Raw genomic sequence first — 24502 nt, 5'->3', positions numbered from 1 at the left:
GTTCGGGCTCGGAGGCACATCCGGGCGAAAATTGCGAAGCCGCCTGGATGTGCCGACCGGGTGCGGGTGTCCCGCACAACACAGCAACAACGTCAGACCGCCGCGGCTTCCTTCTTGCCGGTGTACTTGACGTAGCCGTTCTCCTCCAGCTCGTCCGCCAGCTCCTTGCCGCCGGACTCGACGACCTTGCCGTCGGCGAAGACGTGCACGAAGTCGGGCGTGATGTGGCGCAGGATCCGCGTGTAGTGCGTGATCAGCATGACGCCGACCTCGTTGTTGGCCTTGTACTCGTTGACGCCCTCGGAGACGATCCGCAGCGCGTCGACGTCCAGGCCGGAGTCGGTCTCGTCCAGGATCGCGATCTTCGGCTTGAGCAGCGCCAGCTGCAGGATCTCGTGGCGCTTCTTCTCACCGCCGGAGAAGCCCTCGTTGACGCTGCGCTCGGCGAACTCGGCCGAGATCTCCAGCTTGGCCATCTCGTCCTTGACTTCCTTGACCCAGTGGCGCAGCTTCGGCGCCTCGCCGCGCACGGCGGTGGCCGCGGTGCGGAGGAAGTTCGACATGGACACGCCCGGCACCTCGACCGGGTACTGCATCGCCAGGAACAGCCCGGCGCGCGCACGCTCGTCGACGCTCATGTCGAGCACGTTCTCGCCGTCCAGCAGCACCTCGCCGGAGGTCACCTCGTACTTGGGGTGGCCGGCGATGGCGTAGGACAGGGTCGACTTGCCCGAGCCGTTCGGGCCCATGATCGCGTGCGTCTCACCCGAGCGGATCGTCAGGTTGACGCCCTTCAGGATCTCCTTGGCGCCCTCGTCGGTGGTGACGCTCGCGTGCAGGTCCTTGATTTCCAGTGTGGCCATGGCCCTTTTTCGTCTCTGTCTCTCGTGGTGGAAGGAGTGGCTCAGCTGCCGACGGCTTCGAGTTCGGCCTCGATCGCCTCGGCCAGGCGCTCGCGGACCTCGGGAACGTCGATCTTCATCAGGATCTCGTGGAAGAACCCGCGGACGACCAGACGCCGCGCCTGCTCCTCCTCGATCCCGCGCGACTGCAGGTAGAACAACTGCTCGTCGTCGAACCTTCCCGTGGCGCTCGCGTGCCCGGCGCCGGCGATCTCACCGGTCTCGATCTCCAGGTTCGGCACCGAGTCGGCGCGCGCGCCCGTGGTGAGCACGAGGTTGCGGTTGAGCTCGTAGGTCTCGGTGCCCTCGGCCGCGGCCCGGATCAGCACGTCGCCGATCCACACCGCGTGCGCGTCGTCGCCCTGCAGCGCGCCCTTGTACATCACGTTCGACTTGCAGTTCGGGACCGCGTGGTCGACGAAGAGGCGGTGCTCCTGGTGCTGCCCGGCGTCGGCGAAGTACAGGCCCAGCATTTCCACGTCGCCGCCGCGGTCGGCGAACGTCGCGGTCGGCGAGACGCGCACCAGGTCGCCGCCCAGGGTGACCACGATGTGCTTGACCGTGGCGTCCTTGCCGAGCCGCAGGTGCTGCTCGGAGACGTGCACCGCGTCGTCGGCCCAGTCCTGGACGCTGACCACGGTGAGCTTGGCGCCCTCGCCGACGACGAACTCGACGTTGTCGGCGTAGGTGCCCGAGCCGAGGTGGTCGAGCACGACCACGCCCTCGGCGTAGGCCTCGGCGCGCACCTGCACGTGGCCGTAGGCGGTGTTGCCCTCGCCGGGGCCGGTCAGCCGCAGCACGGTCGGCTTCGACGCCTTGGTCTCCTTGGGCAGGGTCACCAGGGTCGCCGCGGCGAACGAGCTGTACGCCTGCGCGGCGATCCGGTCGCTCGGGACGCCGGCCTGGCCGAGGCGCTCGTCCTCGCGGCCGACGGTCTCGACGCGCACCTCGGGGGCGGCGTCGACGTCGACCTTGACCTCGCCGGAGGCCGTGGCGGTGCCGTCGTGCAGCCCGCGCAGCCGCTTCATCGGGGTGAAGCGCCAGTTCTCCTCGCGGCCGCTGGGGACCTCGAAGGCCTGGACGTCGTACCCGGTGAAGCGCTCCGCGCGGGAGGCCGCCGGAACGACGGCCTCCGCGGCAGCGGCGGTGTTTTCAGCAGCCACCGTCCTCTGCCCCGCCCCCGCCCGCTCATGGTGGCGCTGGCGCGCCGCTGTGTTCCCCATGGTCAGCCGACGGCTCCTTCCATCTGCAGTTCGATCAGGCGGTTCAGCTCGAGCGCGTACTCCATGGGCAGCTCGCGCGCGATGGGCTCGACGAACCCGCGCACGACCATCGCCATGGCCTCGTCCTCGGTGAGACCGCGGGACATCAGGTAGAACAGCTGGTCCTCGGAGACCTTCGACACCGTCGCCTCGTGGCCCATCGACACCTCGTCGTTGCGGATGTCGACGTAGGGGTAGGTGTCCGAGCGGGAGATGGTGTCGACCAGCAGGGCGTCGCACTTCACCGTGGAGGCGGAGTGGTGCGCCCGCTTGGCGACCTTGACCAGGCCGCGGTAGGAGGTGCGGCCGCCGCCGCGCGCCACCGACTTCGACACGATGGTCGAGGAGGTGTGCGGCGCCAGGTGCTCCATCTTCGCGCCGGCGTCCTGGTGCTGGCCCTCGCCCGCGAAGGCGATCGAGAGGACCTCGCCCTTGGCGTGCTCGCCCATCAGGAAGACCGACGGGTACTTCATGGTCACCTTGGAGCCGATGTTGCCGTCGATCCACTCCATGGTCGCGCCCTCTTCGCACTTGGCGCGCTTGGTGACCAGGTTGTAGACGTTGTTCGACCAGTTCTGGATAGTCGTGTAGCGGCAGCGGCCGCCCTTCTTCACGATGATCTCGACGACGGCCGAGTGCAGCGAGTCCGACTTGTAGATCGGCGCGGTGCAGCCCTCGACGTAGTGCACGTAGGCACCCTCGTCGACGATGATCAGGGTCCGCTCGAACTGGCCCATGTTCTCGGTGTTGATCCGGAAGTAGGCCTGCAGCGGGATGTCCACGTGCACGCCCGGCGGCACGTAGATGAACGACCCGCCGGACCACACCGCGGTGTTCAGCGCGGAGAACTTGTTGTCACCGGCCGGGATGACCGAGCCGAAGTACTCCTGGAACAGCTCCGGGTGCTCCTTGAGGCCGGTGTCGGTGTCCAGGAAGATGACGCCCTGGGCCTCGAGGTCCTCGCGGATCTTGTGGTAGACGACCTCCGACTCGTACTGGGCCGCGACGCCGGCGATCAGGCGCTGCTTCTCCGCCTCCGGGATGCCCAGCTTGTCGTAGGTGTTCTTGATGTCCTCGGGCAGCTCGTCCCAGCTGGCGGCCTGCTGCTCGGTGGAGCGGACGAAGTACTTGATGTTGTCGAAGTCGATGCCCGACAGGTCCGCGCCCCAGTTCGGCATCGGCTTGCGCTCGAAGAGCTTCAGCGCCTTTTGGCGCGCCTCGAGCATCCACTCCGGCTCGCTCTTCTTCGCGGAGATGTCAGCCACCACGTCGGCGTTCAGCCCGCGGCGGGCGCTGGCGCCCGCGGCGTCCGGGTCGGCCCACCCGAACGCGTAGTTGCCCAGGGACTCGATGGTCTCTTCCTGGGACAGCGGCGTCGTGGTGGGATTGCGCTGCTCGGCAGCGGCAGTCATTCGCGTTCCCCTCCGTCCGGAGCTTTCGCTTGCAGACCCGGCGGATTTTCCGCAGGGACGTGTGTCGTGCACGCGGCGTCACCGCGTGCGATGGTCGCCAGCCGCTGGACGTGGGTGCCCAGCAGCTTGGCGAACGCCTCGGTCTCCGCCTCGCACAGCTGCGGGAACTCAGCGGCGACGTGGGCGACCGGGCAGTGGTGCTGGCACAGTTGCGCGCCGGCACCGGTGGCCGTTGCGCCCACCTGGCGGGTGGACGCAGCGTAGCCTTCCCTGGTCAGGGCGGCGGCCAGGGCCTCCGCCCGGTGTGCGGGGCCGTCGGCCGCGTTGACCGCGGCCCGGTGCGGCTCGACCAGGGCGGCCACCCGCCGCTCCGCGAACGCCCGCACCGCGTCCTCGCCCGCGTGCTCGGCGAGGAACCGGATGGCGGCGACCGCGAGGTCGTCGTAGGCGTGCCCGAACCGCGCCCGTCCCGTCTCGGTGAGCAGGAAGAGCTTGGCCGGGCGGCCCCGGCCACGCGGTCCGCGCCGGGGCGCGTCCCGCGTCTCGGCCTCCCCGTCGGCGACCAGGGCGTCCAGGTGGCGGCGCACGGCGGTCGGGCTGATGCCCAGCCGCTCGGCGACGACACCCGCCGTCATGGGGCCGTCCTCCAGCAGGAGGCGGGCGACCTCGTGGCGAGTCCGCCCTTCCGGGGTGGCCTGAGCGGGCACCACGGCACCGGGACGGCTCGCGCCGTCCTCGTGCTGGGTGGTCCCGCTGTTTTTCACAACATAAGTGTGTCGTATTTCGGGCGGGGAGGCAAAGAGTGGTCATCTCACGGTGAGCGGGGTCACTGCGCCGGAGGCGTAGGCGCTGGTCGGGGCCGGTCGGCGAGGTCGGCCGGATCACTCTGGTGGGTGAGCGCGGCGTGCCAACCGCCGCCGGACGTGCGCCCCGGCCGCTCGGCTCGCGCCCGCGCCCGCCGCGAGCTCCGCACCCAGGGGCGCGCGCCCGACCCACCACCGCAAGTCCCCCAGGGCTCGCGTACCGCGCCCGGAGCGGCGGCAGCCTGCTCCACCGCACGTCAGACACGGTGTTCGCGCTCGTGAACTGCCCTTCACCACAGCCCTTCGCGGCGTCGATACCCTCTCTGTGTGGCATTGGGCGAGCAGAGCACCGGTGGCGGTGCGGTGGCGGTACCGCTGTCCCCGGTGCGGCCCCCCGAGGCCGGGCCGCTGGAGCAGCGCGAACTGCGCGCGCTCGACATCATCCGCCGCCTCGGCACGATCGGCGCCCTGCTGCTCGCGCTCGGCTCGCTGGGCGCGGGGGCGGCCCCGGTGCTCAACCCGGTCCAGGACATCCCCGTCCTGCGCCTGTTCGCCCGCATCCCCACCGTCTCGCTGGCGATCTGCTTCGCCGGCATGGGCATGCTCGTCGTGGGCTGGCTGCTGCTCGGCCGGTTCGCGCGGCCGGGGCGCGCCCGCCTCGCCACGCGTGCGCAGCTCACCCGCACCCTCGTCATGTGGCTGACGCCGCTGATGTTCATCCCGCCGCTGTTCTCCCGCGACGTCTACAGCTACCTGGCGCAGAGCGAGATCGTGCACCGCGGCATGGACCCCTACTCGCTGGGCCCGGCGCAGGCCCTCGGCGTCGCCGACCCGCTCACCAGCGGCGTGTCCAACATGTGGCGCGAGACCCCGGCCCCCTACGGCCCGCTGTTCCTCAAGCTGGGCAGCTGGATCTCCGCCGTCGTCGGCGACAACATCGTCGCCGGGGTGCTGCTGCAGCGCGCGCTCGCCCTGGCCGGCGTCGCCCTGATCATCTGGGCCCTGCCGCGGCTGGCGCAGCGCTTCGGCGTCGAACCGGCCACCGCGCTGTGGCTGGGCGCGGCCAACCCGCTCGTGTTGTTCCACCTGGTCGCCGGCGCGCACAACGAAGCCCTCGGCATCGGCCTCATGGTCGCCGGCCTCGAGCTGGGCATCCGCCGCCTCCCGGTGCGCGTCACCGGTGACACGGCGCCGCCGCTGGCCCGCGGCGAGGTCCTGTTCATCGTGCTCGGCGCGGCCGTCATCACGCTCGGCGCGGCGGTGAAGATCAACGCCATCATCGCGCTGGGCTTCTTCGGCGTGATGATCGCCCGCCGCTGGCACGGCCGCATCACCGACCTGCTGCGCGCCGCGGCACTGGTCACGGGCGTGTTCGCGGTGGTCATGGTGGCCGTGTGCCTGGGCACCGGGCTGGGCTTCGGCTGGGTCGGCGCCCTCGGCACGCCGGGCCTGGTGCGCAGCTGGATCTCCCCCACCGCCGAGCTGGCCAACCTGGGCGGCGTGCTGGGCATCGCGCTCGGCCTGGGCAACCACACCAACGCGCTCGTGTCCATCCTGCAGCTGGCCGGCACCGCGCTGGCGGGGCTCATCACGGCCAAGTTCCTCTGGGACAGCTTCCGCTGGCGCTACCGGCCCATCATCGGCCTCGGAGTGTCGCTGGGCGCGTTCATGATGCTGCACGTCGCGATGCAGCCGTGGTGGCTGCTGTGGGCGGTCATCCCGCTCGCCGCCGCGGCGGGCACCTCCCGCTTCCGGGTCGCCGCCAGCGTCGCCAGCGTCGCGCTGGCGTTCCTCGCCGCGCCACCGGGGAGCACGTTCGACGGCCGCTCGTTCGTCGTGCCGCAGGCCTACCTGGCCGCGGCTCTCGTCGTCGCCGTCGCGGTGGTCGTCGTGTGGCGCAGGGCACCTCTTCTACTGAAGAGGGATCCGCAGCCGGTGGCCTGAGCCGAGGTCGTACGCTTGACAGTCGTGAGCACACCTGCCGTCGAGATCACCGGGCTGGTGAAGCGGTACGGCTCGAAGACCGCGGTCGACGGCCTGGACCTCAAGATGGACCGCGGGCGCCTGCTCGCGCTGCTCGGTCCCAACGGCGCCGGCAAGACCACCACCGTCGAGATCTGCGAGGGCTTCCGCCGCGCCGACTCCGGCTCGGTGCGGGTGCTGGGCCTGGACCCGGTCCGCGACGGCGCCGCGCTGCGCCCCCGCATCGGCGTGATGCCGCAGGGCGGCGGCGCCTACCCCGGCGTCCGCGCCGGCGAGATGCTGGGCCTGGTCGCCGCCTGCGCCGCCAACCCGCTCGACCCCGCGTGGCTGCTCGACGTCCTCGGCCTCGCCCCCGCGCGCCGCACCCCGTTCAAGCGCCTCTCCGGCGGCCAGCAGCAGCGCCTGTCGCTGGCCTGCGCCCTGGTCGGGCGGCCGGAGCTGGTGTTCCTCGACGAGCCGACCGCGGGCATGGACCCGCAGGCCCGCCGCCTGGTGTGGGAGCTGCTGGGCGCGTTGCGGGCCGACGGCGTCAGCGTGCTGCTCACCACGCACCTGATGGAGGAGGCCGAGGCGCTGGCCGACGACGTGGTGATCGTCGACCACGGCAAGGTCATCGCCGAGGGCACGCCGAGCGCGCTGACCGCCGACGACGCCGACACCGCGCAGCTGCGGTTCAAGGCCCGCGCCGGGCTGGACACCGACCTGCTCTCCGCCGCGCTGCCGGAGGGCTACCACGTCAAGGAGTCCGCGCCGGGCAGCTACCAGGTCTCCGGGAAGGTGAACCCGCAGGTGGTGTCCACGGTGACGGCGTGGTGCGCGCAGCAGGGCGTGCTGGCCGAGGAGCTGCACGTCGGCAAGCGCGACCTGGAAGAGGTCTTCCTCGAGCTGACCGGACGGGAGCTGCGCTCGTGACCGCACCGGCCCGGTTCCCCGCCGGCACCTTCACCCCCGCGCCCGGCGCGGGCAGCCGCGCGCGCATGCTGCTCACCCACGCGAAGCTGGAGACCAGCCTCACGCTGCGGCACGGCGAGCAGATCCTGCTCACCCTGCTCATCCCGCTGGCCCTGCTGATCGGCCTGACGCTGCTGGACATCCTGCCGTCCGGCGACCTCGCCGGAGTGTCCAAAGCGGACTGGGTGACGCCGCGGATCTTCGCGCTCGCGGTCATGTCGTCGGCGTTCACCGGGCAGGCCATCGCGCTCGGCTTCGACCGCCGCTACGGGGTGCTCAAGCGGCTGTCGGCCACCGCCATCCCCCGCTGGCTGCTGGTCGCGGGCCGGATCGTCGCGGCCCTGGTCGTGGTGCTGCTGCAGGTCGTCGTGCTCGGCGTGGTCGCCGCATTCCTCGGGTGGAGCCCGTCGCCTGCGGGCATCGCGGAGGCGGTGGTGCTGCTGGTGCTCGGCACGCTGAGCTTCGGCGCGCTGGGCGTGCTGCTCGGCGGGTCGCTGCGCGCGGAGGCGGTGCTGGCGCTGGCCAACATCGTGTGGTTCGTGCTGCTGCTCGCGGGCGGCATCCTGCTCGCGCCGTCCACGCTGCCGTCGGCCGCCGCGACCGTGATCGAACTCCTGCCGTCCGGAGCGCTGGCCGAGGGACTGCGCGCCGCGCTCGTCGACGGGCAGTTCGCCGTCGGCCCGGTTCTCGTGCTCGCCGTGTGGGGCGTGCTGGCGGCAGCGGTGGCCGCGAAAACGACAAAACTGACATAACTCTAGGATGTTGCTGTGGCCCTGAGCTCCCTGATCGCCCGTCTGCCCTACCCGTCGCGCCCGGTGCAGCGCGCGATCGCCGTCGCCGCGATCGTGGCCCAGGCGGGCATCGGGGTCACCGGCTCGGTCGTCCGGGTCACCGGTTCGGGCCTGGGCTGCCCCACCTGGCCGCAGTGCTTCCCGGGCAGCATGGTGCCGGTCGCGCACCCCGAGTTCGACACGCTCAACCAGTGGATCGAGTTCGGCAACCGGCTGCTCACCGTCGTGGTCGTGCTGGTCTCCGCGCTGGCGGTGCTCGCCGCGTGGCGCGTGCAGATCGCCCACCCCGAGCGCAAGCGCCTGGTGAAGCTCGCCTGGACGATGCCCGGCGGGGTCGTGCTGCAGGCCGTGGTCGGCGGCATCACGGTGCTCGCGAAGCTCGAGTGGTGGACCGTCGCGATCCACTTCCTCGCCTCCACCCCGCTGGTGTGGCTCGCGGTGCTGCTGCTGCGCGCGTTCAACGAGGGTGACCAGCCGGCCCGCTGGCTCATCCCGCCGCTGGCGAAGAAACTGCTGGTCACGCTCGTCGTGGCGCTGTGGGCGATCCTGATCGCCGGCACCACCGTGACCGGCGCGGGCCCGCACGGTGGCGACCCGGAGACCCACCGGCTGGACGCGCCGATCGAGGTCCTCGCGCAGGTCCACGGCGGCCTGCTGGTCGCCTACCTGCTGGTGCTCGCGACCTTCGGACTGGTGCTCATGCGCGGCGGCACGCCGGCCGCGCTGTGGCGGCGTTACGCGATCGTGTGGGTGGTCGCGCTGGCGCAGGGTGTGCTGGGATCGGTGCAATACGCCCTCGGCATCCCGGAGGCGCTGGTGTCGCTGCACGTCCTGGGCTCGGCGCTGGTGATCGTGGCGACCGCCGCACTGTGGTGCGGCTGCCGCGACCGCGGCCCGGTCACCTCGGCCGGCCCGGCGCCGCGCGAGCCGGAGCTGACCGCGGCCCGCAGCTGACCGCGGCTGGGGCGAGGTTTCGTCGCCCGTCATGCGGTAGTAACGCCCGAGGGGGGTATTCGCCAAGACGGCTCCGTACGGTGGGGCCGGAGAGAGAGGTTACTGCCGCCCATGACGAAACCGCTGATCTCGCATCGCCGGTCCTCCGGTCAGATGATCGTGCTCAAAGCGTTCCTGCTGATCCCGTTCCTCGCCCTGATCACCGCTGTTCCGCTGGCGTGGGGCTGGGGCCTGACCTGGCTCGACCTGGGCCTGGCGGTGTTCTTCTACGTCGTCGCGACCCTCGGGGTGACGGTCGGCTACCACCGGTACTTCACGCACGGCGCGTTCAAGACCGGCCGTCCGCTGCGCGTCGCCATGGCGATCGCCGGCAGCATGGCGGTGCAGGGGTCGGTCATCTTCTGGGTGGCCAGCCACCGCCGCCACCACGCGTTCGCCGACCGCGAGGGCGACCCGCACTCCCCCTGGCTGTTCGGCACGAGCCCGGCGGCGCTGCTGCGCGGCTTCTGGCACGCGCACATGGGGTGGATGTTCCAGCGTGAGGTGACCAACTACGAGCGGTTCGCGCCGGACCTGCTGGCCGACGACGACCTGCGCGTGGTCAACCGGCTGTTCTGGCTGTGGATCGTGCTGAGCCTGGGCCTGCCGACGCTGCTCGGCGGCCTGCTGAGCTGGTCGTGGTGGGGCGCGGTGACCGCGTTCTTCTGGGCCGGGCTCGTGCGGATCGCGTTCCTGCACCACGTGACGTGGTCGGTGAACTCGATCTGCCACATGATCGGCGACCGGCCGTTCGCCAGCCGGGACAAGGCGGCGAACTTCTGGCCGCTGGCGATCCTGTCGATGGGCGAGTCCTGGCACAACTCCCACCACGCGGACCCGACGTGCGCCCGGCACGGCGTGCTGCGCGGGCAGGTGGACGTGTCGGCGCGGGTGATCTGGATCTTCGAGAAGCTGGGCTGGGCGCGCGACGTGCGGTGGCCGCGCGCCGAGCGCCTCGCCGCGAAGCGGCTCGAACCCGCTTCCTAGTTCCTACAGGGCGTGCCCGGCCATCCGGCGACGGTGGCCGGGCCCGATCCGCGTGGAGTTGACGGTCTCGGCGTCCCACTCGGCCGGTTCCAGGTCCTCCACGGCCTCGACGAGCTTCTGACCGGTCTCCACGGACGGGACGACGACGTCGCCCATCGCGCCGTCGTGGCCGACGAGCACCACTCGTGCCCCGGCGCGGCCGATGTTCTCCACGACGGCCTTGGCCGGCTTGCCGTGCTCGGCGACGAAGCGGCGGGCGGTCGTAAGCTGCTTGGCGGTGGGCGCCGGTGCCTCGGTCTCTTCAGCCATGTCGGCATCTTAGGGAAGATCCGTGCGGCCCACCCGGTTGTGCGAGGTGAACCCGACCACGTCAGGAGGACACAGGCGATGCCCACGGCAGTGCAGATTCGGCAGACCGGCGGACCCGAGGTGCTGGAGGCCGGTGACGTCGAGGTCGGCGATCCCGGGCCGGGCGAGCTGCTGGTCGACGTGGCCGCCGCGGGCGTGAACTACATCGACACCTACCAGCGGAGCGGGATCTACAAGATCGACCTGCCGGTCACGCTGGGCATGGAGGGCGCCGGGACGGTCGCCGCGGTCGGCGAGGGCGTGACGGGCTTCTCGGCCGGTGACCGGGTGGCCTGGCAGGGCGTGCTCGGCGGGTACGCGCAGCGGGCCCGGATCCCGGCGAGCGCGGCGGTGCCGGTGCCCGAGGGCGTGTCGCTGGAGACCGCCGCGGCGACGATGCTGCAGGGCATCACCGCGCACTACCTGGTGCGGTCCACGTACGAGGTGCAGGAGGGCGACACGATCCTGCTGCACGCGGCCGCGGGCGGCGTCGGGCTGCTGCTGACGCAGCTGGCGAAGGCGCGTGGCGCGCGGGTGATCGGCACGGTGTCGACCGAGGAGAAGGCGGCGCTGGCCCGCGAGGCCGGTGTGGACGAGGTGATCCGGTACGACCAGGTCGATTTCGCCGAGGAGGTCCGGAAGCTGACCGGCGGCGAGGGTGTGGCCGCGGTGTACGACGGGGTCGGCAAGTCCACTTTCGACGGAAGCCTGGCGAGCCTGCGGGTGCGGGGTTTCCTGGTGCTGTTCGGGGCGGCGAGCGGGCCGGTCCCGCCGGTCGACCCGCAGCGGCTGAACTCGGCGGGCTCGGTCTACCTGACGCGCCCGACGTCGGCCCACTACGTGCGCACGCGCGAGGAGCTGGAGTGGCGCACGGGCGAGTTGTTCGAGGCAGTCACCTCGGGCGCGTTGCAGGTCCGTGTGGGCGCCAAGTATGCGCTGTCCGACGCCGCGAAGGCGCACGAGGACCTGCAGGGCCGCCGCACGACGGGCAAGGTGCTGCTGATCCCGTAGTCAACCGGGGCGGGTTTCGGGCATGCGGATCGCGACCGCGATCCCGGAGGCGGCGGTGAGCACGGCGACGAGCGCCACCGCCGCCCGCACGCCCCACAGATCGGCGGCCACCCCGGACACCACCGCCCCCACCGCGAAGCCGCTGTCCCGCCAGAGCCGGTAGACACCGACGGCGCGGGCCCGCCACGCGGGATGCGCGACGTCGCCGACCACCGCGAGCAGCGTCGGGTAGACCATCGCGGTGCCCGCGCCGAGCAGCACCATCGCCACCGCCCAGGTCGCGAAACCGGTGGCGAGCGCGGTCAGCCCGAGCGCGGCGGCCTGCACCAGCATGCCCGCGGTGATCAGGTGCCTGCGGCCCCAGCGGTCCGACAACGGGCCGGTGACGAGCTGCCCGGCGCCCCAGACCGCGGGGTAGAGCGCGGCGAGCACGCCGGCGCCGGCCACGGACAGCCCCGTGGCGACGAACAGGATCGGGAACAGGCCCATCGCGAGGCCGTCGTTGAGGTTGTTCACCAATCCGGCTTGGCTGGCCGCGGACAACGCGCGATCCCGCACGCTGGTGCGAGCGAACACGGCCCAGCCGCTCAGTTCTCCGGTGGCGGCGTGGGCGCGGGACTCGAAGCGGGCGTGGCCGCGTGTCTCCCGCACGAACACCGCGGTCAGGCCAAGGCCGAGCGCGACGTAGGCCGCGCCGAGGAGGAACGGGGCGGGGCGCAGGCCGTAGTGCGCGGCGAGGTAGCCGGTGGCGGCCGCGGTGATCGCCAGCGCGCCGTACCCGGCGGCCTCGTTGAGTCCCATCGCCAGTCCGCGCCGTCGCGGGCCGGCGAGGTCGATCTTCATGATCACGGTGGTCGACCAGGTCAGCCCCTGGCTGAGGCCGAGCAGGACGTTGGCGGCGACGATCCAGCCCCAGTCCGGGGCGAGAGCGAGCAGCGCCGGCGCCGGCACGGCGATCAGCCACCCGGCGAGCAGCACGGGTTTGCGCCCGTAGCGGTCGGACAGGGTGCCGGCGAGGTAGTTGGCGGCGGCCTTGGTGAGGCCGAACAGGAGCACGTAGGTGAGCAGGACGGTGTAGCCGGTCAGGCCGAACACCGGCCCCGCCAGCAGCGGGAGGACGGTCCGTTCCTGGCCCAGCACGCCGCCGACCAGCGCGTTGACCGCGACCAGGAGGCTGAACTGGGCGAGGTTGGCGCGCAGGCCCAGCCGGACCGTCACGCGCCGGTCACCAGGGCGTTCCCGGTCGCGCGGGCCCATTCGGCGGGGCCGCCGGCCAGCACCACCGAGATGTCCCGGTGGCCGGCCTGTTCGAGGAGGCTCGCGGCGCTCATCGCTCGTTCGCCGTGGCCGCACATCACCACCAGTGGTTCCCGCGGCAGCTCGCGCCCGTCGAGGCGGCCCAGCTCGCGGTGCCGGGCGCCGGGCAGGTGACCGGCGGCGAACTCGGCGTCCTGGCGCACGTCGAGCACCGGCCGCCCGCCGACCCCGTCGGCCGTGACGACCCGCGTGCGCCGCACCGGCTGCCCGGCGGCGGTCCACGCAGCGAGCCCGCCGTCGAGCTCGCCCGCCAGGTCGGTGCGGCCGATCTTGACCGCCTGCCAGGCGATTTCGGCCGCGTCCTGGTCGCCGCCGCGCACGACGACGATCGGACGGTCGGAGGGCACGAGCCAGCCGAGCCAGGACGCGAACGCCGGGCGCAGCGGGATCGACAGCGCACCCGGCACGTGCCCGGCGGCGAAGTCGGCGGCGGGACGCGCGTCGACCACCACCGCGCCGTCGGCGGCCAGCGCGCGCACCCGGTCCACGTCGAGGCCGGGCAGGACCGGATCACCGGGCAGGACCACGCCGCGGCGGTTGGTGTCGGCCAGTTCCCGGAAGTAGGACGGGAAGCTGCCCAGCGATCCCCGCAACGCGGCGACGAAGGCGTCCTCGTTTTCCGCGCGCAGCAAGGAGTTGCTCGCCTTCTCGGCGCCGATGGTGCTGGTGCGCCGCGCGCCGGGCGGTGCGGAGCAGAACGAGCCGGCGCCGTGGGTGGGCCACACCGCGACCTCGTCGGGCAGGGTCGCCAGCCGCCGCAGGGAGGCGTACTGCCGGCGGGCCAGCTCGTCGGTGCGGGCCGGGTCGACCAGGTCGGTGCGGGCCGCGGCCCCGACGATCAGGGAGCCGCCGGTGAACACCCCGACCGGGGCGGCGCCGTCGAGCAGGAGGAACGACAGGTGCTCGTGGGTGTGGCCCGGGGTGAACAGGGCACGCAGGCGCAGCCCGCCCAGGTCGGTTTCGTCGCCATCGCGCAGGCCGTCGTGGGTGAACTCGCGGTGCCCCGCGGCAGAGGCGAGGACGCGGGCGCCGTCGGTGGCCGCGAGCTGCCGGGCACCGGAGACGAAGTCGGCGTGCAGGTGCGTGTCGGCGGCGAAGGCGAGCCGCAGACCACGCCGCGCGGCCGCGCGCCGGGCGGCCCGCAGGTCCAGGCTCACGTCGACGACCAGCGCCCGGCCGTCACCGAGGTCGACCAGGTAGGCCGAGTTGCCGAGCCCTTCGTCCACGAGGGGCAGGACGTCTACAGTGGACATGATCGGTCACCGCCGGGGTTTGGTGGCCAGCACGGAAACGCTGCGCACGCCGTAGCTCGCGCCGGCGTCGCGATGGCGGTCCCGTGCGGCGGCGTTGCCCACCACGGATTCCGGCAGCGGCGGTTCGCTGACGATGTCGGCGACGCCCGGCCGCAGCACCCGGGCGGCCTCGGCGAAGACGGCTTCCTTGTTCGGGCACAGGTTGATCACACCGTTGGAGATCACGCAGTCGGCGCTGCCGTCCGCCAGCGGGAGGTGCTCGATGTGCGCGTCCACGAACTCCAGTGTCGTGGCGCCCGACTCGGCGGCGAGGCGGCGGGCCTTGGCCGGCTGGGCCGGGGTGAAGTCGACGCCGATCACGTGACCGGACGGGCCGGTGAGAGCGGCGGCGCAGAAGGCGTCCATGCCCCAGCCGCTGCCGAGGTCGACCACGGTCTCGCCGGGGGCGAGTGCGGCGAGGTCGAAGAGGTAGCCGACCCCGGCGAAGGACTCGACCGCGGGCGCCGGGACCGCGTCGAGCACCGCGGGGTCGTAGCCCGCCCGGACGGCGACCTCGCGCCCGAGCTCGAAGTGGAACCCCGCGCCCGGCTCCGTCGCGACCAGTTCGTACATCCGCTTGACCCGGGTCTCCAGGGCCCGGGTGTCCACGCCGGTGGTCATCGCACACCTCCGCGCTTGTTCAAGTGAGTTCTTGAATAAGAGACCTGCACCCGGTTGCTTGTCAAGAGTTCTCTTGAATATGCTGGTCGCGTGGGTGACCGAGCCGCGAAGACCGAGCTGTACGACGCGCTGGCCGAGACCGCGAAGGCGCTGGCCAGCGGGCGGCGCGCGGAGCTGGTGGACGTGCTCGTGCAGGGTGAGCGGCCGGTCGACGAGCTCGCCGCCGAGATCGGCCAGTCGGTGGCCAACACCTCCCAGCACCTGCAGCGGTTGCTGCGGTCCGGCCTGGTGCGGACCCGCCGGGAGGGCACGCGGGTGTTCTACTCACTGGCCGGCGCCGCGGTGGCGCAGCTGTGGCTGGCGATGCGCGCGGCGGCCGAGCAGCACGTCGAGGGCCTGGCCCGGCTCGCGGAGGACTACGTCGGCGACCGGTCCGGCCTGGACACCATCACGCGCGACGAGCTGGACCGGCGGCTCCGCGACGGCGACGTGGTGGTGCTCGACGTGCGCCCCGCCCCGGAGTTCGTGGCGGGCCACATCCCGGGCGCGGTGTCGATCCCGATCGGCGAGCTGCGGGCGCGGCTGACGGAGGTCCCGGACGGCGCCCAGGTGGTCGCCTACTGCCGCGGCCCGTACTGCGTCTACGCGGACGAGGCGGTCCGGCTGCTCACCGAGGCGGGCCGCCGGGCGGCGCGCCTGGAGGACGGCTACCCGGAGTGGGCCGCGGCGCACGGCTGATACCCGCGCGGGAATTGTCCGCAATCCCGGCTCCGGCGAAGCTTCCGCCATGGATCTTGTCGAACGCTATGTCGCGCTGTGGAACGAAACCGACGCGAGCGCGCGCCGGAAGCTGATCGAGCTGCTGTGGTCCGAGGACGGCGTGCACCTGCTGCAACCGCCCCGGGAGATGCGGGACCGGGCGACCGCCCTCGGATTCGACCGGGCGGTCCTGGCGGCCCGCGGTCACGCCGCCATCGAACAGCGCGTGCGCCGCGGCCACGAGGACTTCCTGGCGCCCGCCGGCGTCACGCTCAGAGCCCTCGGCAACACCGACCGCCTCGGCGACACCGTCAAGTTCAACTGGGAGCTCGCCGACGACACCGGGCAGGCGCGCAGCGCGGGACTGGAGATCCTGACCCTCGCCGCGGACGGGCGCATCGCCGTGGACCACCAGTTCTTCGAGAGCTGACCCCGCCCCCGGACGAGGAGGCGGGGCCGGACCAGCTCACACGCTCACGGCGGCGCGGATCGTCTCCTTCAGGCTGCTCGTCGTCGCGATCACGGCCGTCGGTTCGTAGCCGCAGTGCGCCATGCAGTTCGCGCACCTCGGGTCCTTGCCGCGGCCGAACTTGTCCCACTCCGTCTCCTCGATCAGCTCCCGCCAGGTCTTGGCGTAGCCGTCGTCGAGCAGGTAGCACGGCCGCTGCCACCCCAGCAGCGAGTACGACGGGATCCCCCACGGCGTGCACTCCAGGTCCCGCTTGCCCTCGATGAAGTCGAGGAACACGGGCGAGTGGTTGAGCCGCCACTTCTTGCGGCGCCCGTCGGCGAAGGCCTTGGAGAACAGCTCCCGCGTCTGCTGCACCCCGAGGAAGTGCTCCTGGTCCGGGGCCTTCTCGTAGGCGTACCCGGGCGAGAGCTGCATGTTGTCGACCTTGACCACGTCGTTGAGGTAGTCCAGCACGTCGATGACGTCCTGCGGGGTGTCGGTGTTGAAGAACGTGGTGTTCGTCATCACCTTGAAGCCCTTGGACTTCGCGAGCTGGATCGCGTCGACCGCGGCCTGGAAACCGCCCTCCTTGCGCACCGACGCGTCGTGCTTCTCCTCGAGCCCGTCGATGTGGACCATCCAGGTGAAGTTGCGGTGCGGCTTGAACTTGTGGATGTGCTTGGGCAGCAGCAGCGCGTTCGTGCACAGGAACACGATCTTGTTGCGCTCCAGCAGGATCCGCGTGATCTCGTGGATCTGCGGGTGCATCAGCGGCTCACCACCGGCGATGGACACCATCGGCGCGCCGCTCTCCTCCACGGCGCCCACGGCCTGCTGCACCGGCATCCGCTGCTTCAGCAGGTGCGCGGGCTGCTGGATCTTCCCGCAGCCACCGCACTTGAGGTTGCACGCGAACAACGGTTCCAGCTCGACCAGGATCGCAAACTTCTCCTTGCGCAGCAGCTTCTGCTTGGCCAGGAACGCACCCAGCCGGATCGACTGGCGTAGTGGCATGCCCATGGTCTAGCTCACCTCCCGGGGTAGTGTGAAAACCACGTCTTCATCGGCCTCCGCGCGCTCGGTCACCGTCGACCTGCCCAGCCCGCGAAGGCACCGCACCAGCTCCGCCACCAGGTCCGGTGGGGCCGAGGCGCCCGCGGTGATCCCGATCCGCTTCACCCCGGCCAGCCAGCGCAGGTCCACTTCGGACACGTCGTCGACGAGCCTGGCCCTGGTCCCCCGCCGCCGCGCCACTTCCACCAGGCGCACCGAGTTGGACGAGTTCGCCGAGCCGACCACGAGAACGAGGTCCGCCTCCTCGGCCACCGCCGTCACCGCGCGCTGGCGGTTGGTGGTGGCGTAACAGATGTCGTCGCGTCGCGGGCCCTCGATCCCGGGGAACCGCGAGCGCAGCACCGAGGCGATCTCGTCGGCCTCGTCCACGGCCAGCGTGGTCTGCATCGCGTAGGCCACGCCGCCCTCGGGCGCCCGCACGTGCGCGGCCGCTTCGGCGTCCTCGACCACCACGATCCGCTCCGGCGCCTCCCCAACCGTGCCCTCGACCTCCTCGTGGTCGGCGTGCCCGATGAGGAACACCTTGTCGCCGCGCCCGGTGTAGCGCTTGACCTCGGTGTGCACCTTCATGACCAGCGGGCAGGTCGCGTCGATCACGCGCAGGTCCCGTGCCTGCGCCGCGGCCCGCACGGCCGGGGCGACGCCGTGCGCGGCCAGCACCGTCGTCGCGCCGCGCGGCACCTCCTCGACCTCCTGCACGAACACCGCGCCCAGCGCCTCCAGCCGCCGCACCACGTGCGCGTTGTGCACCACCTGGCGGCGCACGTAGACCGGCGCGCCGTACCGCTCCAGCGCCCGCTCGACGATCTCGATGGCGCGCTCGACGCCGGCGCAGAACGAGCGCGGGCTGGCGAGCAGCAGTTCGCCCTCCCCCGCCGCCTCGCACCACTCGCGCAGCGCCGGGACCGCCGCCCGCAGCGACCGCAGTCCGCTCAGGCCACGCAGCACCGTGCCCGGCCGCCACAGCGGCTGATCCGGAGTGTCCACAATGGCCCGCACGACCGCGACCGGACCGGGCAGCGACGCGAACTCCGCGGACTCCATGTCGACAGCCAGCGCGCCGTTTCGCGCGTACCTGGCCCGTTCCGCACCGTCCACGACGGAGGGCGCGGACGCGATCGGTCCGAGGTGGACGGTCAGCCCGAGCCGCCGCAGCGCCGCGGCGAGCACCGGCGCCGAGTGCAGCGGAACCCGGCCGTCCGGGCCGTCGATCTCGGTCGCCACCACCAGGTCGCCCGGCCGCACCTCCGGCACGAGCGCCCCGCCGACCCCGGCGACCAGAACCGGCCGTCCGGCCTCGGCCAGCCGCTGCGCCGATTCCGCCGCGCGGCGCGGGCCCATCCCGCCGCGCAGCACCACCAGGCCCGGCGTCCGCAGCGCGGAGGCCTCGACGCGCATCGGCGCGACCACGACGCCGGTCATGACCGTTCCAGGTACCGGCCGAGCGCGGTCACCGGGAACACCAGCCGGTACAGGTGGTAGTTGATGTAGAAGTCGCCGGGGAAGCCGGTGCCGGTGAACTGCGGCTCGTCCCAGGTGCCGTCGGCGCGCTGGGTCTGCGCCAGCCACCGCACGCCGCGCGCGGTCACCTCCGAGTCCCGCTCCCCCGCCGCGAGCAGCGCCAGCAGCGCCCACGCGGTCTGCGACGCGGTCGAGTCGCCGCGCCCGGCCCACGACGGGTCGCGGTAGGACCGCAGGTCCTCGCCCCACCCGCCGTCGGCGTTCTGGTGCTCGGCCAGCCACCGCACCGCCCGCCGGATCGCGGTGGCCGACGCAGGCACCCCGGCCTCGACGAGTGCGGGCACGACGGCGCCGGTGCCGTACACGTAGTTGGCGCCCCAGCGGCCGAACCACGACCCGTCGGGTTCCTGGTGGTCCAGCAACCACTTCACGCCGCGGCGGCACTCCCGGCTGCCCGCCCTGCCCTCCTTGGCCAGCATCTCGACCACGTGCGCGGTGACGTCCGCGGATGGCGGGTCGATCACCGCGCCGAAGTCGCAGAACGGCAGCTTGGTGGTCAGTTCCTGGGTGTTGTCGGCGTCGAACGCGCCCCAGCCGCCGTCGCGGGACTGCATGCCGGTCACCCACGCCACGGCCCGGTCCAGCGCCCCGGACAGCCGCTCCCGGTCCGGGTGCGCGACGCGGCGCAGGCCGAGCACGACCTCGGCGGTGTCGTCGGTGTCCGGGTAGAGGTCGTTGGCGAACTCGAACGCCCAGCCGCCCGGGTCGAGGTCGGGCCGTCGCACGGCCCAGTCGCCGCGCACGGTGATCTCCTCGCCGAGCATCCAGTCGACGGCCTTGAGCACGTGCGGGTCGTCGGCGGGCGCGCCCGCGTCCAGCAGCGCGGTGATCGCCAGCGCGGTGTCCCACACCGGCGACTGGCAGGCCTCCAGCCGCCGCACGGTGCCCTCGGGCGTCTCCTCGCGGATCAGGAACCCCTCCAGCCCCTGCAGGCCCGCGCGCATCGCCGGGTGGTCCAGCGAGTAGCCGAGCAGGTGCAGCGCGAGCAGGGAGTACACCCACGGCGGCTGGATGCCGCCCCACCCGCCGTCGGCCTCCTGCCTGGCCAGGATCCACTCCGCGGCCTGCCGCATCGCGAACTCCCGCACCGGCTTGACCGCGACCTTGGCGTAGAGGTGCAGGGCCTTGTCGAGGTAGTGGAAGGCGCCGGACCAGGTCCACGGCGCGACGAGCCCGCCGCCGCGCTTCACGCCGGTGCGCAGCTCGTCGATGCCGAACGGCAGCGGGCGGACCGGCCGCAGGGTGCTGACCACGGTCAGCGGCACCACGGTCTGCCGCGCCCAGCAGCCCCAGTCGTAGACGTTGAGCGGCACCCAGGACGGCAGCAGCACCAGCTCGGGCGGCATGTTCGGCAGGTCGTCCCACGACCACAGCCCGAACAGCGCCAGCCAGATCCGGGTGAACACGCGGCTGGCCTCGACCCCGCCGCCCGCGCGGACGAACTCCGCCGCCCGCCGCATGTGCGGCTCGTCCGGCGAGTCCCCGGCCAGCCGCAGCGCGACCCACGCCTCCAGCGTGGTCGACAGGTCGCCGGGGCCGCCGTGGAAGGTGGCCCAGGTGCCGTCCGCGCGCTGCTGCGAGCGGATCCAGCGCGCGGCCTCCTCAGTCTCACGCGCGGTGCGGATGCCGAGGAACTCCCGCATCAGCAGGTCCTCGGCGTCCATGGTGACGTTGGTCTGCAGCTCGCCCTTCCACCAGCCGCCGTCGCGTTGCAGCCCCTTGAGGTGGGCGACCGCACGGTCCAGCGTCTCGGCGGCGCCGGCGGCGGATCTGGCCGCCGGGTCCGCGGTCTGCGTCATTCAGGCCTCCCTGGTCACGATGAACCGCGCGAGGGCCAGCAGCTCCTCGCGCACCCGTCCCGGGACCTCGGCGTCCTCGAGCTTCTGCCGTCCCGCCGCCATCCGGCGGTGGGCTTCCTCCAGCGCCCACGCCCGCCCGCCGGCCAGGTCGACCAGGTCGGCGGCGCGGCGCACGGCCGCGTCGTCGGCGACGTCGCCGCCGGTCAGCCACGCGGCCAGCTCCCGGCCGGGCGCGCCGCCGTGGGTGACGGCGTAGGTGACCGGCAGGCTCTTCTTGCGGGCTCGCAGGTCGGAGTGCACCGGCTTGCCGGTGACCGACGGCTCGCCCCAGATTCCGAGCACGTCGTCGACCAGCTGGAAGGCCAGGCCCAGGTCGGCGCCGAACCCGGCGAGCGCCTCGACCGTGCGGGCGGGCGCGCAGGCGAGCACGGCGCCGATCGCGGAGCTGGCCGACAGCAGCGCGCCGGTCTTGCCGCCCGCCATGTCCAGGCACTCGTCGAGGGTGACGTCGTCGCGCTGCTCGAAGGCCACGTCGAGGACCTGGCCGCGGATCAGCTCGCCGACCGCCTCGGACAGCAGGCGCGCCGCGGCGACCGCGCCCGGTCCCTCGGCGTCCAGCAGGACCTCGTTGGCCAGGGCGAGCATCGCGTCGCCGGTGAGGATGGCGCTGGCCGCGCCGCGCACCGCCCACACGGTCGGCCGGTGCCGCCGCTCGGTGTCGCCGTCCATCAGGTCGTCGTGCAGCAGCGAGAAGTTGTGCACCAGCTCCACCGCGACCGCGCCGGGCAGCCCGGTGGCCGGTGGCGCGCCCGCGGCCTCGGCGGACAGCAGCGCCAGCGCGGGACGCACGGCCTTGCCGCCGCCGGAGGTCGGGTTGCCGTCCAGGTCGGTCCAGCCGAGGTGGTAGTAGGCGATGGCGCGGCTGGCCGGGTCGAGCCGGTCGACGGCGGCCCGCATCGCGGGCAGGACGGCCTGCCTGCCCTGCTGCAGGGAATCGAGTACAGCGGTCATGCGGGTATCCCTTCCGATCGGCCCGGCGCCCCCGCGGGGGTCCCGAGCACGGCTTGGGCGGCCGCCTCACCGCTGCGCACGGCGCCCTCCATGGTCGCCGGCCACCCGGTGGCGGTCCACGCGCCGGCCAGGACCAGCCCCGGGGCGCGGGTGCGGGCCTGTGGGCGCAGCCCCGCGCTGCCCGGCGCGGGACGGAACGTGGCGTGCCGTTCTCGTGTCACGAAGAAGTCGAGCACCTCCGCGTCGCGTGCGGCGGGCAGCACCTCGCGCAACGCGGGCAGCAAGCGTTCCCGCAGCGCCCGCACCGGCAGGTCGATCTCCTCCTCGGCCGCGGACAGCGAGATCGCCAGGTACTGGCCGCGGTCGAGGCCGGCGGAGGCGGTGCGGTCGAACACCCACTGCAGCGGCGAGTCGACGACGGCGAAGAACGGCTCGTCCGTGACCGGGCGGTCGAGGACGACGTGCGCGTTGACGATCGGCGAGCTGCCCAGCGCGTCGGCGAAGTCCGCGGGCAGCCGGACCGCGCCCGCGGGCAGCAGTTTCGCCGCGACCGGGGGCGGCACGGCCAGCACGACCTGGTCGGCCTCGACCGGCTCGTCGGCCCCGATCCGCCAGGAGCCGTCCGCACGGGACAGCCCGGTCACCTTGGCGTTGAGCCGGACGGTGGCGCCCGCCTCGGTCAGCCGGGCCAGCGCGGGCTCGCCGTGCAGCCGCCGCAGCGGGACGGTGGCCCAGCCGATGTCGGCCGCGTCCGCGTCGGTCAGCAGGCCCACCTGGAAGACGGTCGCGGCCAGGCCGAGCGACGCCCGCTCCGCGGGGGCGTTCAGCGTCGCGATGCCCACCAGGTCCCAGAGTTTGGTGATCGCCTCACGGCTCTGCCCGTGCGCGGACAGCCATTCGCCGAACGTGCGCCGGTCGGAGCTGGGCGCGGCCGGGTCGACCGACTTCAGCGCGAACGCGGCGCCGGCGAAGCGCATCCGGTCGCCGAGGCCGAGCGGGGTGTAGCGCAGCACCGAGTCCGCGAGGTGCAGCGGCGCGGGCAACGGGTTGCGGCGCAGCCACACCGGACGGCGCAGCCGCGGCGAGCGCACCGGGATCTCCAGCCGCGGCTGGAGGTGCACGCGGTCCATCACCCCGAGCCGCCGCAAGAGATTCACGTACGCGGTGCAGCAGCGGAGGAACACGTGCTGCCCGTTGTCGACGTGCAGGCCGCCGCGGGTGAACGAGTGCGTCAGGCCGCCCAGCAGGCCGCGGGACTCCAGCAGCGTCACCTCGTGCCCGGCGTCGGCGCAGCGCAGGGCCGCGGTGATCCCGGCGAGACCGCCACCGACGACCGCGACCCGCTGCCTCATGCCGCCCGCCCGCCCAGCGCGCGGACCGCCACGCCCAGCTTTTCCCTGCCGGACAAGGAAAGACGCTTGTCGTACACCGCGGCGGGGTCGTCGGCGATCCGTTCCAGCAGCTGCCGGTAGATGCCGGCCATCGCCAGGCAGCACGCGCCGCTGCGGCGATCCAGCAGCGGGCCCAGCCGCATGCCGTCGGCGTACCACTCGCGGGCGCGGGCCGCGCTGTGCCGGATGAGGTTCGCCAGGCCGCCGTCCGGGTCGGCCAGCGCGCCGTCGGTGATCCGCAGCTCGACCCCGAACGCGTCGAGGTCCTCCTTCGGCAGGTAGATCCGGCCGCCCAGGAGGTCTTCGCGGATGTCGCGGAGGATGTTCGTCTGCTGCAGGGCGATCCCGAGCGCGTCGGCGTAGCGGGCGGCCTGCGGGTGCGGTTTGTGCCCGAACACGCCCAGGCACAGCCGCCCGATCGACCCGGCCACGCACCGGCAGTACTCGGTCAGCTCGTCGAAGGTGCCGTAGCGGCGGCCCTCGATGTCCATCCACACGCCGTCGAGCAGCTCCTCGAACGCCTCCAGCGGCACCGGGTAGCGGTGGGCGGCGTCGGCGACCGCGACCATCACCGGGTCGGTGCTGCGGTCGAGCGCGGCCAGCTCCTTGCGCACGATCTCCAGCTGCGCGGCCTTCTCCTCGACCGGCAGGTCGCCGTCGCCGATGTCGTCGACGCGCCGCGCCAGCGCGTACACCGCGCACAGCGCCGAGCGGCGCTGACGGGTGAGCAGCCGGATGCCCCAGTAGAAGTTGCGGGCCTCCGTCCTGGTGATGTCCTCGCAGGTGGCGTAGGCCTGGTCGATCGTGGGTGTCGTCATGTGAGCCGACCACCTTCCCGGATCCGTCGGACATGGGCGGACGGGCGCACCAGCAGGGCGGTCAGGTGCGCCAGGACGTCGGTCTTGCGCGGGCGCGGGGTGCCTGCCAGGACGTCCCAGCGGGCGCGGCGCAGCGCGTCGAGGGTGGCCAGCCCCCCGGCGATGTAGCCGGCCACGGCGAGCCGCGCCCAGCCGTGCAGGCGGTCCAGCAGCGCCGCGCCCTCGGTGAGGAGGTCGAGCGCGCGGGCGGTCTGGGCGGCGACGGCCAGCCGCACCGGGCGGCTCGTCGTGGTGGCGTCCAGGTCGGCCTCGGTGGCGCCGAACGCGGCCAGGCCGGTTCGCGGCAGGTAGACCCGCCCGTTGCGGCGGTCCTCGGCCACGTCCTGGCAGTGCTCGATCAGCTGGAGCGCGGTGCACACCCGGTCGGACAGGCGCTCGGCGACCGGGTCGCGCACGCCGAAGACGCGCAGCACGATCCGCCCGACCGGATCGGCGGAGAGCACGCAGTAGTCCTCCAGTTCGGCCTGCGTGGCGTAGGACGCGACTCGCTGGTCCTGGAGGTTCGCCCGCACGAGGCGATTGAACGGGTCGAGTTCCAGATCCCGCCGGTGAATCGCGGGAAGAAGATCACGCAATACCCGTTCGTGTGGTTGATCCCCCCGAAAGGCGCGTTCCAGATCGCGCTGGAATCGCAATAACCCGGGCGTGCGGTCCTCGATTGCTGACTCATCACCCAGATCGTCGATGACCCGGGCGACGTCGTACACCGCCACCAGGTCCGCGCGCAGGTCACGGGGAAGTATCCGCAGTGCTACCGGAAAGTTCTCGGCCCGCTCCTTTTCACGCAGCACGCGGTCGCCGACCGTGCCGGGACCAGGGGGTGCGGGAGCCATCGCCTCATAATCACTCCGCGGCCGCGTTCGATTCTTCGCTCCGGAAACAAAAATGGAGAAGCCACGGTTGTCACGAGCTGACAGTATTGACCCGGACGATGGACGGCACGCG

The 24502-nt window shown here is 72.7% G+C and carries 23 protein-coding genes; 8 read left to right on the top strand and 15 right to left on the bottom strand.

The genetic code is table 11. From position 1 onward, the window contains the following. Positions 1-92: 92 nt before the first annotated feature. The 4 genes from sufC to ABZ215_RS24175 are packed head-to-tail and all read right to left on the bottom strand — an operon-like array spanning position 93 to position 4340. Positions 93-863 (bottom strand): Fe-S cluster assembly ATPase SufC, encoded by a 771-nt coding sequence (sufC, locus tag ABZ215_RS24190; protein ID WP_237339016.1) that lies wholly within the window; start codon positions 861-863, stop codon positions 93-95. 41 nt (positions 864-904) lie between these two features. Then, positions 905-2125: a Fe-S cluster assembly protein SufD gene (gene sufD / locus ABZ215_RS24185; protein ID WP_354951769.1), complete on the bottom strand. Its 1221-nt coding sequence runs from the start codon at positions 2123-2125 to the stop codon at positions 905-907. A gap of 2 nt (positions 2126-2127) precedes the next feature. Beyond that, positions 2128-3576, bottom strand: a complete 1449-nt coding sequence (gene sufB, locus ABZ215_RS24180; protein ID WP_020421260.1) for a Fe-S cluster assembly protein SufB — start codon at positions 3574-3576, stop codon at positions 2128-2130. After that, positions 3573-4340 carry a metalloregulator ArsR/SmtB family transcription factor gene (locus ABZ215_RS24175; protein WP_354951767.1) on the bottom strand — a complete coding sequence of 256 codons (768 nt, stop codon included), beginning with the start codon at positions 4338-4340 and terminating at the stop codon, positions 3573-3575. The genes sufB and ABZ215_RS24175 overlap by 4 nt, the downstream gene beginning before the upstream one ends. A 372-nt stretch (positions 4341-4712) precedes the next feature. Between ABZ215_RS24175 and mptB the strand changes: the two genes are divergently transcribed. The 5 genes from mptB (at position 4713) to ABZ215_RS24150 (ending at position 10084) form a co-directional block, all read left to right on the top strand. Beyond that, a complete protein-coding gene (gene mptB, locus ABZ215_RS24170; RefSeq protein WP_354951777.1) occupies positions 4713-6323 on the top strand; it encodes a polyprenol phosphomannose-dependent alpha 1,6 mannosyltransferase MptB in 1611 nt (536 codons plus the stop codon). Between the two features lie 24 nt (positions 6324-6347). Beyond that, complete coding sequence (locus ABZ215_RS24165; RefSeq protein ID WP_020421263.1) at positions 6348-7274, top strand: ABC transporter ATP-binding protein; 927 nt, start codon at positions 6348-6350, stop codon at positions 7272-7274. A gap of 65 nt (positions 7275-7339) precedes the next feature. Then, a complete protein-coding gene (locus tag ABZ215_RS24160; protein WP_157358747.1) occupies positions 7340-8065 on the top strand; it encodes an ABC transporter permease in 726 nt (241 codons plus the stop codon). Positions 8066-8080: 15 nt separating this feature from the next. Continuing rightward, positions 8081-9058: a COX15/CtaA family protein gene (locus ABZ215_RS24155; protein WP_354951765.1), complete on the top strand. Its 978-nt coding sequence runs from the start codon at positions 8081-8083 to the stop codon at positions 9056-9058. A gap of 111 nt (positions 9059-9169) precedes the next feature. After that, on the top strand, positions 9170-10084 hold the full coding sequence (locus ABZ215_RS24150) for an acyl-CoA desaturase (protein ID WP_020421266.1): 915 nt from the start codon (positions 9170-9172) through the stop codon (positions 10082-10084). Positions 10085-10087: 3 nt separating this feature from the next. Here the strand turns inward: ABZ215_RS24150 and ABZ215_RS24145 are convergent, their stop codons facing one another. Beyond that, positions 10088-10393, bottom strand: coding sequence for a hypothetical protein (locus tag ABZ215_RS24145; RefSeq protein ID WP_020421267.1), 306 nt, complete (start codon positions 10391-10393; stop codon positions 10088-10090). A 78-nt stretch (positions 10394-10471) separates the two neighbouring features. On the opposite strand from ABZ215_RS24145, the gene ABZ215_RS24140 reads away from it, so the two are divergent. After that, positions 10472-11443: a quinone oxidoreductase gene (locus ABZ215_RS24140; RefSeq protein WP_354951763.1), complete on the top strand. Its 972-nt coding sequence runs from the start codon at positions 10472-10474 to the stop codon at positions 11441-11443. Here the strand turns inward: ABZ215_RS24140 and ABZ215_RS24135 are convergent, their stop codons facing one another. Genes ABZ215_RS24135 through ABZ215_RS24125 form a run of 3 tightly spaced genes read right to left on the bottom strand, consistent with a single transcriptional unit; the run spans position 11444 to position 14673 of the window. Next, on the bottom strand, positions 11444-12700 hold the full coding sequence (locus ABZ215_RS24135; RefSeq protein WP_354951761.1) for an MFS transporter: 1257 nt from the start codon (positions 12698-12700) through the stop codon (positions 11444-11446). Then, positions 12658-14013, bottom strand: coding sequence for an MBL fold metallo-hydrolase (locus ABZ215_RS24130; RefSeq protein ID WP_354951759.1), 1356 nt, complete (start codon positions 14011-14013; stop codon positions 12658-12660). Before ABZ215_RS24130 ends, ABZ215_RS24135 begins: the two co-directional genes overlap by 43 nt. 6 nt (positions 14014-14019) lie before the next feature. After that, positions 14020-14673 carry a methyltransferase domain-containing protein gene (locus tag ABZ215_RS24125; RefSeq protein ID WP_354951757.1) on the bottom strand — a complete coding sequence of 218 codons (654 nt, stop codon included), beginning with the start codon at positions 14671-14673 and terminating at the stop codon, positions 14020-14022. Positions 14674-14763: 90 nt separating this feature from the next. Here ABZ215_RS24125 and ABZ215_RS24120 point away from each other — a divergent pair, with 90 nt between their 5' ends. Together ABZ215_RS24120 and ABZ215_RS24115 are read left to right on the top strand one after the other, a co-directional pair. Next, positions 14764-15411, top strand: a complete 648-nt coding sequence (locus tag ABZ215_RS24120; protein ID WP_354951755.1) for a metalloregulator ArsR/SmtB family transcription factor — start codon at positions 14764-14766, stop codon at positions 15409-15411. A 49-nt stretch (positions 15412-15460) separates the two neighbouring features. Beyond that, positions 15461-15862, top strand: coding sequence for a hypothetical protein (locus ABZ215_RS24115; RefSeq protein ID WP_354951753.1), 402 nt, complete (start codon positions 15461-15463; stop codon positions 15860-15862). A gap of 36 nt (positions 15863-15898) precedes the next feature. On the opposite strand, the gene hpnH is transcribed toward ABZ215_RS24115, so the two are convergent. From hpnH to hpnC, 7 genes are read right to left on the bottom strand one after another with little or no spacing between them, the layout of a single operon-like run. Beyond that, entirely contained in the window at positions 15899-16903 is a 1005-nt protein-coding gene (hpnH, locus tag ABZ215_RS24110; protein WP_020421274.1) for an adenosyl-hopene transferase HpnH, read from the bottom strand. A gap of 3 nt (positions 16904-16906) precedes the next feature. Beyond that, positions 16907-18379: a 4-hydroxy-3-methylbut-2-enyl diphosphate reductase gene (ispH, locus tag ABZ215_RS24105; protein WP_354951751.1), complete on the bottom strand. Its 1473-nt coding sequence runs from the start codon at positions 18377-18379 to the stop codon at positions 16907-16909. After that, the gene (gene shc, locus ABZ215_RS24100) at positions 18376-20277 is read right to left on the bottom strand and encodes a squalene--hopene cyclase (RefSeq protein ID WP_354951749.1); all 1902 of its coding nucleotides are present in this window, start codon (positions 20275-20277) and stop codon (positions 18376-18378) included. The genes ispH and shc overlap by 4 nt, the downstream gene beginning before the upstream one ends. Beyond that, the gene (locus tag ABZ215_RS24095) at positions 20278-21288 is read right to left on the bottom strand and encodes a polyprenyl synthetase family protein (RefSeq protein WP_020421277.1); all 1011 of its coding nucleotides are present in this window, start codon (positions 21286-21288) and stop codon (positions 20278-20280) included. It lies immediately after the preceding gene. Then, the gene (gene hpnE / locus ABZ215_RS24090) at positions 21285-22640 is read right to left on the bottom strand and encodes a hydroxysqualene dehydroxylase HpnE (RefSeq protein WP_354951747.1); all 1356 of its coding nucleotides are present in this window, start codon (positions 22638-22640) and stop codon (positions 21285-21287) included. Before hpnE ends, ABZ215_RS24095 begins: the two co-directional genes overlap by 4 nt. Then, positions 22637-23497: a presqualene diphosphate synthase HpnD gene (gene hpnD / locus ABZ215_RS24085; protein ID WP_237339003.1), complete on the bottom strand. Its 861-nt coding sequence runs from the start codon at positions 23495-23497 to the stop codon at positions 22637-22639. The genes hpnE and hpnD overlap by 4 nt, the downstream gene beginning before the upstream one ends. Continuing rightward, positions 23494-24390: a squalene synthase HpnC gene (hpnC, locus tag ABZ215_RS24080; protein WP_084506185.1), complete on the bottom strand. Its 897-nt coding sequence runs from the start codon at positions 24388-24390 to the stop codon at positions 23494-23496. Before hpnC ends, hpnD begins: the two co-directional genes overlap by 4 nt. Positions 24391-24502 lie beyond the last annotated feature (112 nt).

This window comes from Amycolatopsis sp. NPDC006131 (genome assembly GCF_040614175.1).
GTDB classification, from domain to species: domain Bacteria; phylum Actinomycetota; class Actinomycetes; order Mycobacteriales; family Pseudonocardiaceae; genus Amycolatopsis_E; species Amycolatopsis_E tucumanensis.
This window is presented reverse-complemented; position numbering and strand designations above follow the sequence as displayed.

Coding starts and splice junctions, on each gene's coding strand:
- sufC (WP_237339016.1), bottom strand. CDS start 863: ATGGCCACACTGGAAATCAAGGACCTGCACGCGAGCGTCACCACCGAC.
- sufD (WP_354951769.1), bottom strand. CDS start 2,125: ATGGGGAACACAGCGGCGCGCCAGCGCCACCATGAGCGGGCGGGGGCG.
- sufB (WP_020421260.1), bottom strand. CDS start 3,576: ATGACTGCCGCTGCCGAGCAGCGCAATCCCACCACGACGCCGCTGTCC.
- ABZ215_RS24160 (WP_157358747.1), top strand. CDS start 7,340: ATGCTGCTCACCCACGCGAAGCTGGAGACCAGCCTCACGCTGCGGCAC.
- ABZ215_RS24150 (WP_020421266.1), top strand. CDS start 9,170: ATGACGAAACCGCTGATCTCGCATCGCCGGTCCTCCGGTCAGATGATC.
- ABZ215_RS24145 (WP_020421267.1), bottom strand. CDS start 10,393: ATGGCTGAAGAGACCGAGGCACCGGCGCCCACCGCCAAGCAGCTTACG.
- ABZ215_RS24140 (WP_354951763.1), top strand. CDS start 10,472: ATGCCCACGGCAGTGCAGATTCGGCAGACCGGCGGACCCGAGGTGCTG.
- ABZ215_RS24135 (WP_354951761.1), bottom strand. CDS start 12,700: ATGGGCCCGCGCGACCGGGAACGCCCTGGTGACCGGCGCGTGACGGTC.
- ABZ215_RS24130 (WP_354951759.1), bottom strand. CDS start 14,013: ATGTCCACTGTAGACGTCCTGCCCCTCGTGGACGAAGGGCTCGGCAAC.
- ABZ215_RS24125 (WP_354951757.1), bottom strand. CDS start 14,673: ATGACCACCGGCGTGGACACCCGGGCCCTGGAGACCCGGGTCAAGCGG.
- ABZ215_RS24115 (WP_354951753.1), top strand. CDS start 15,461: ATGGATCTTGTCGAACGCTATGTCGCGCTGTGGAACGAAACCGACGCG.
- hpnH (WP_020421274.1), bottom strand. CDS start 16,903: ATGGGCATGCCACTACGCCAGTCGATCCGGCTGGGTGCGTTCCTGGCC.
- ispH (WP_354951751.1), bottom strand. CDS start 18,379: ATGACCGGCGTCGTGGTCGCGCCGATGCGCGTCGAGGCCTCCGCGCTG.
- shc (WP_354951749.1), bottom strand. CDS start 20,277: ATGACGCAGACCGCGGACCCGGCGGCCAGATCCGCCGCCGGCGCCGCC.
- ABZ215_RS24095 (WP_020421277.1), bottom strand. CDS start 21,288: ATGACCGCTGTACTCGATTCCCTGCAGCAGGGCAGGCAGGCCGTCCTG.
- hpnE (WP_354951747.1), bottom strand. CDS start 22,640: ATGAGGCAGCGGGTCGCGGTCGTCGGTGGCGGTCTCGCCGGGATCACC.
- hpnD (WP_237339003.1), bottom strand. CDS start 23,497: ATGACGACACCCACGATCGACCAGGCCTACGCCACCTGCGAGGACATC.
- hpnC (WP_084506185.1), bottom strand. CDS start 24,390: ATGGCTCCCGCACCCCCTGGTCCCGGCACGGTCGGCGACCGCGTGCTG.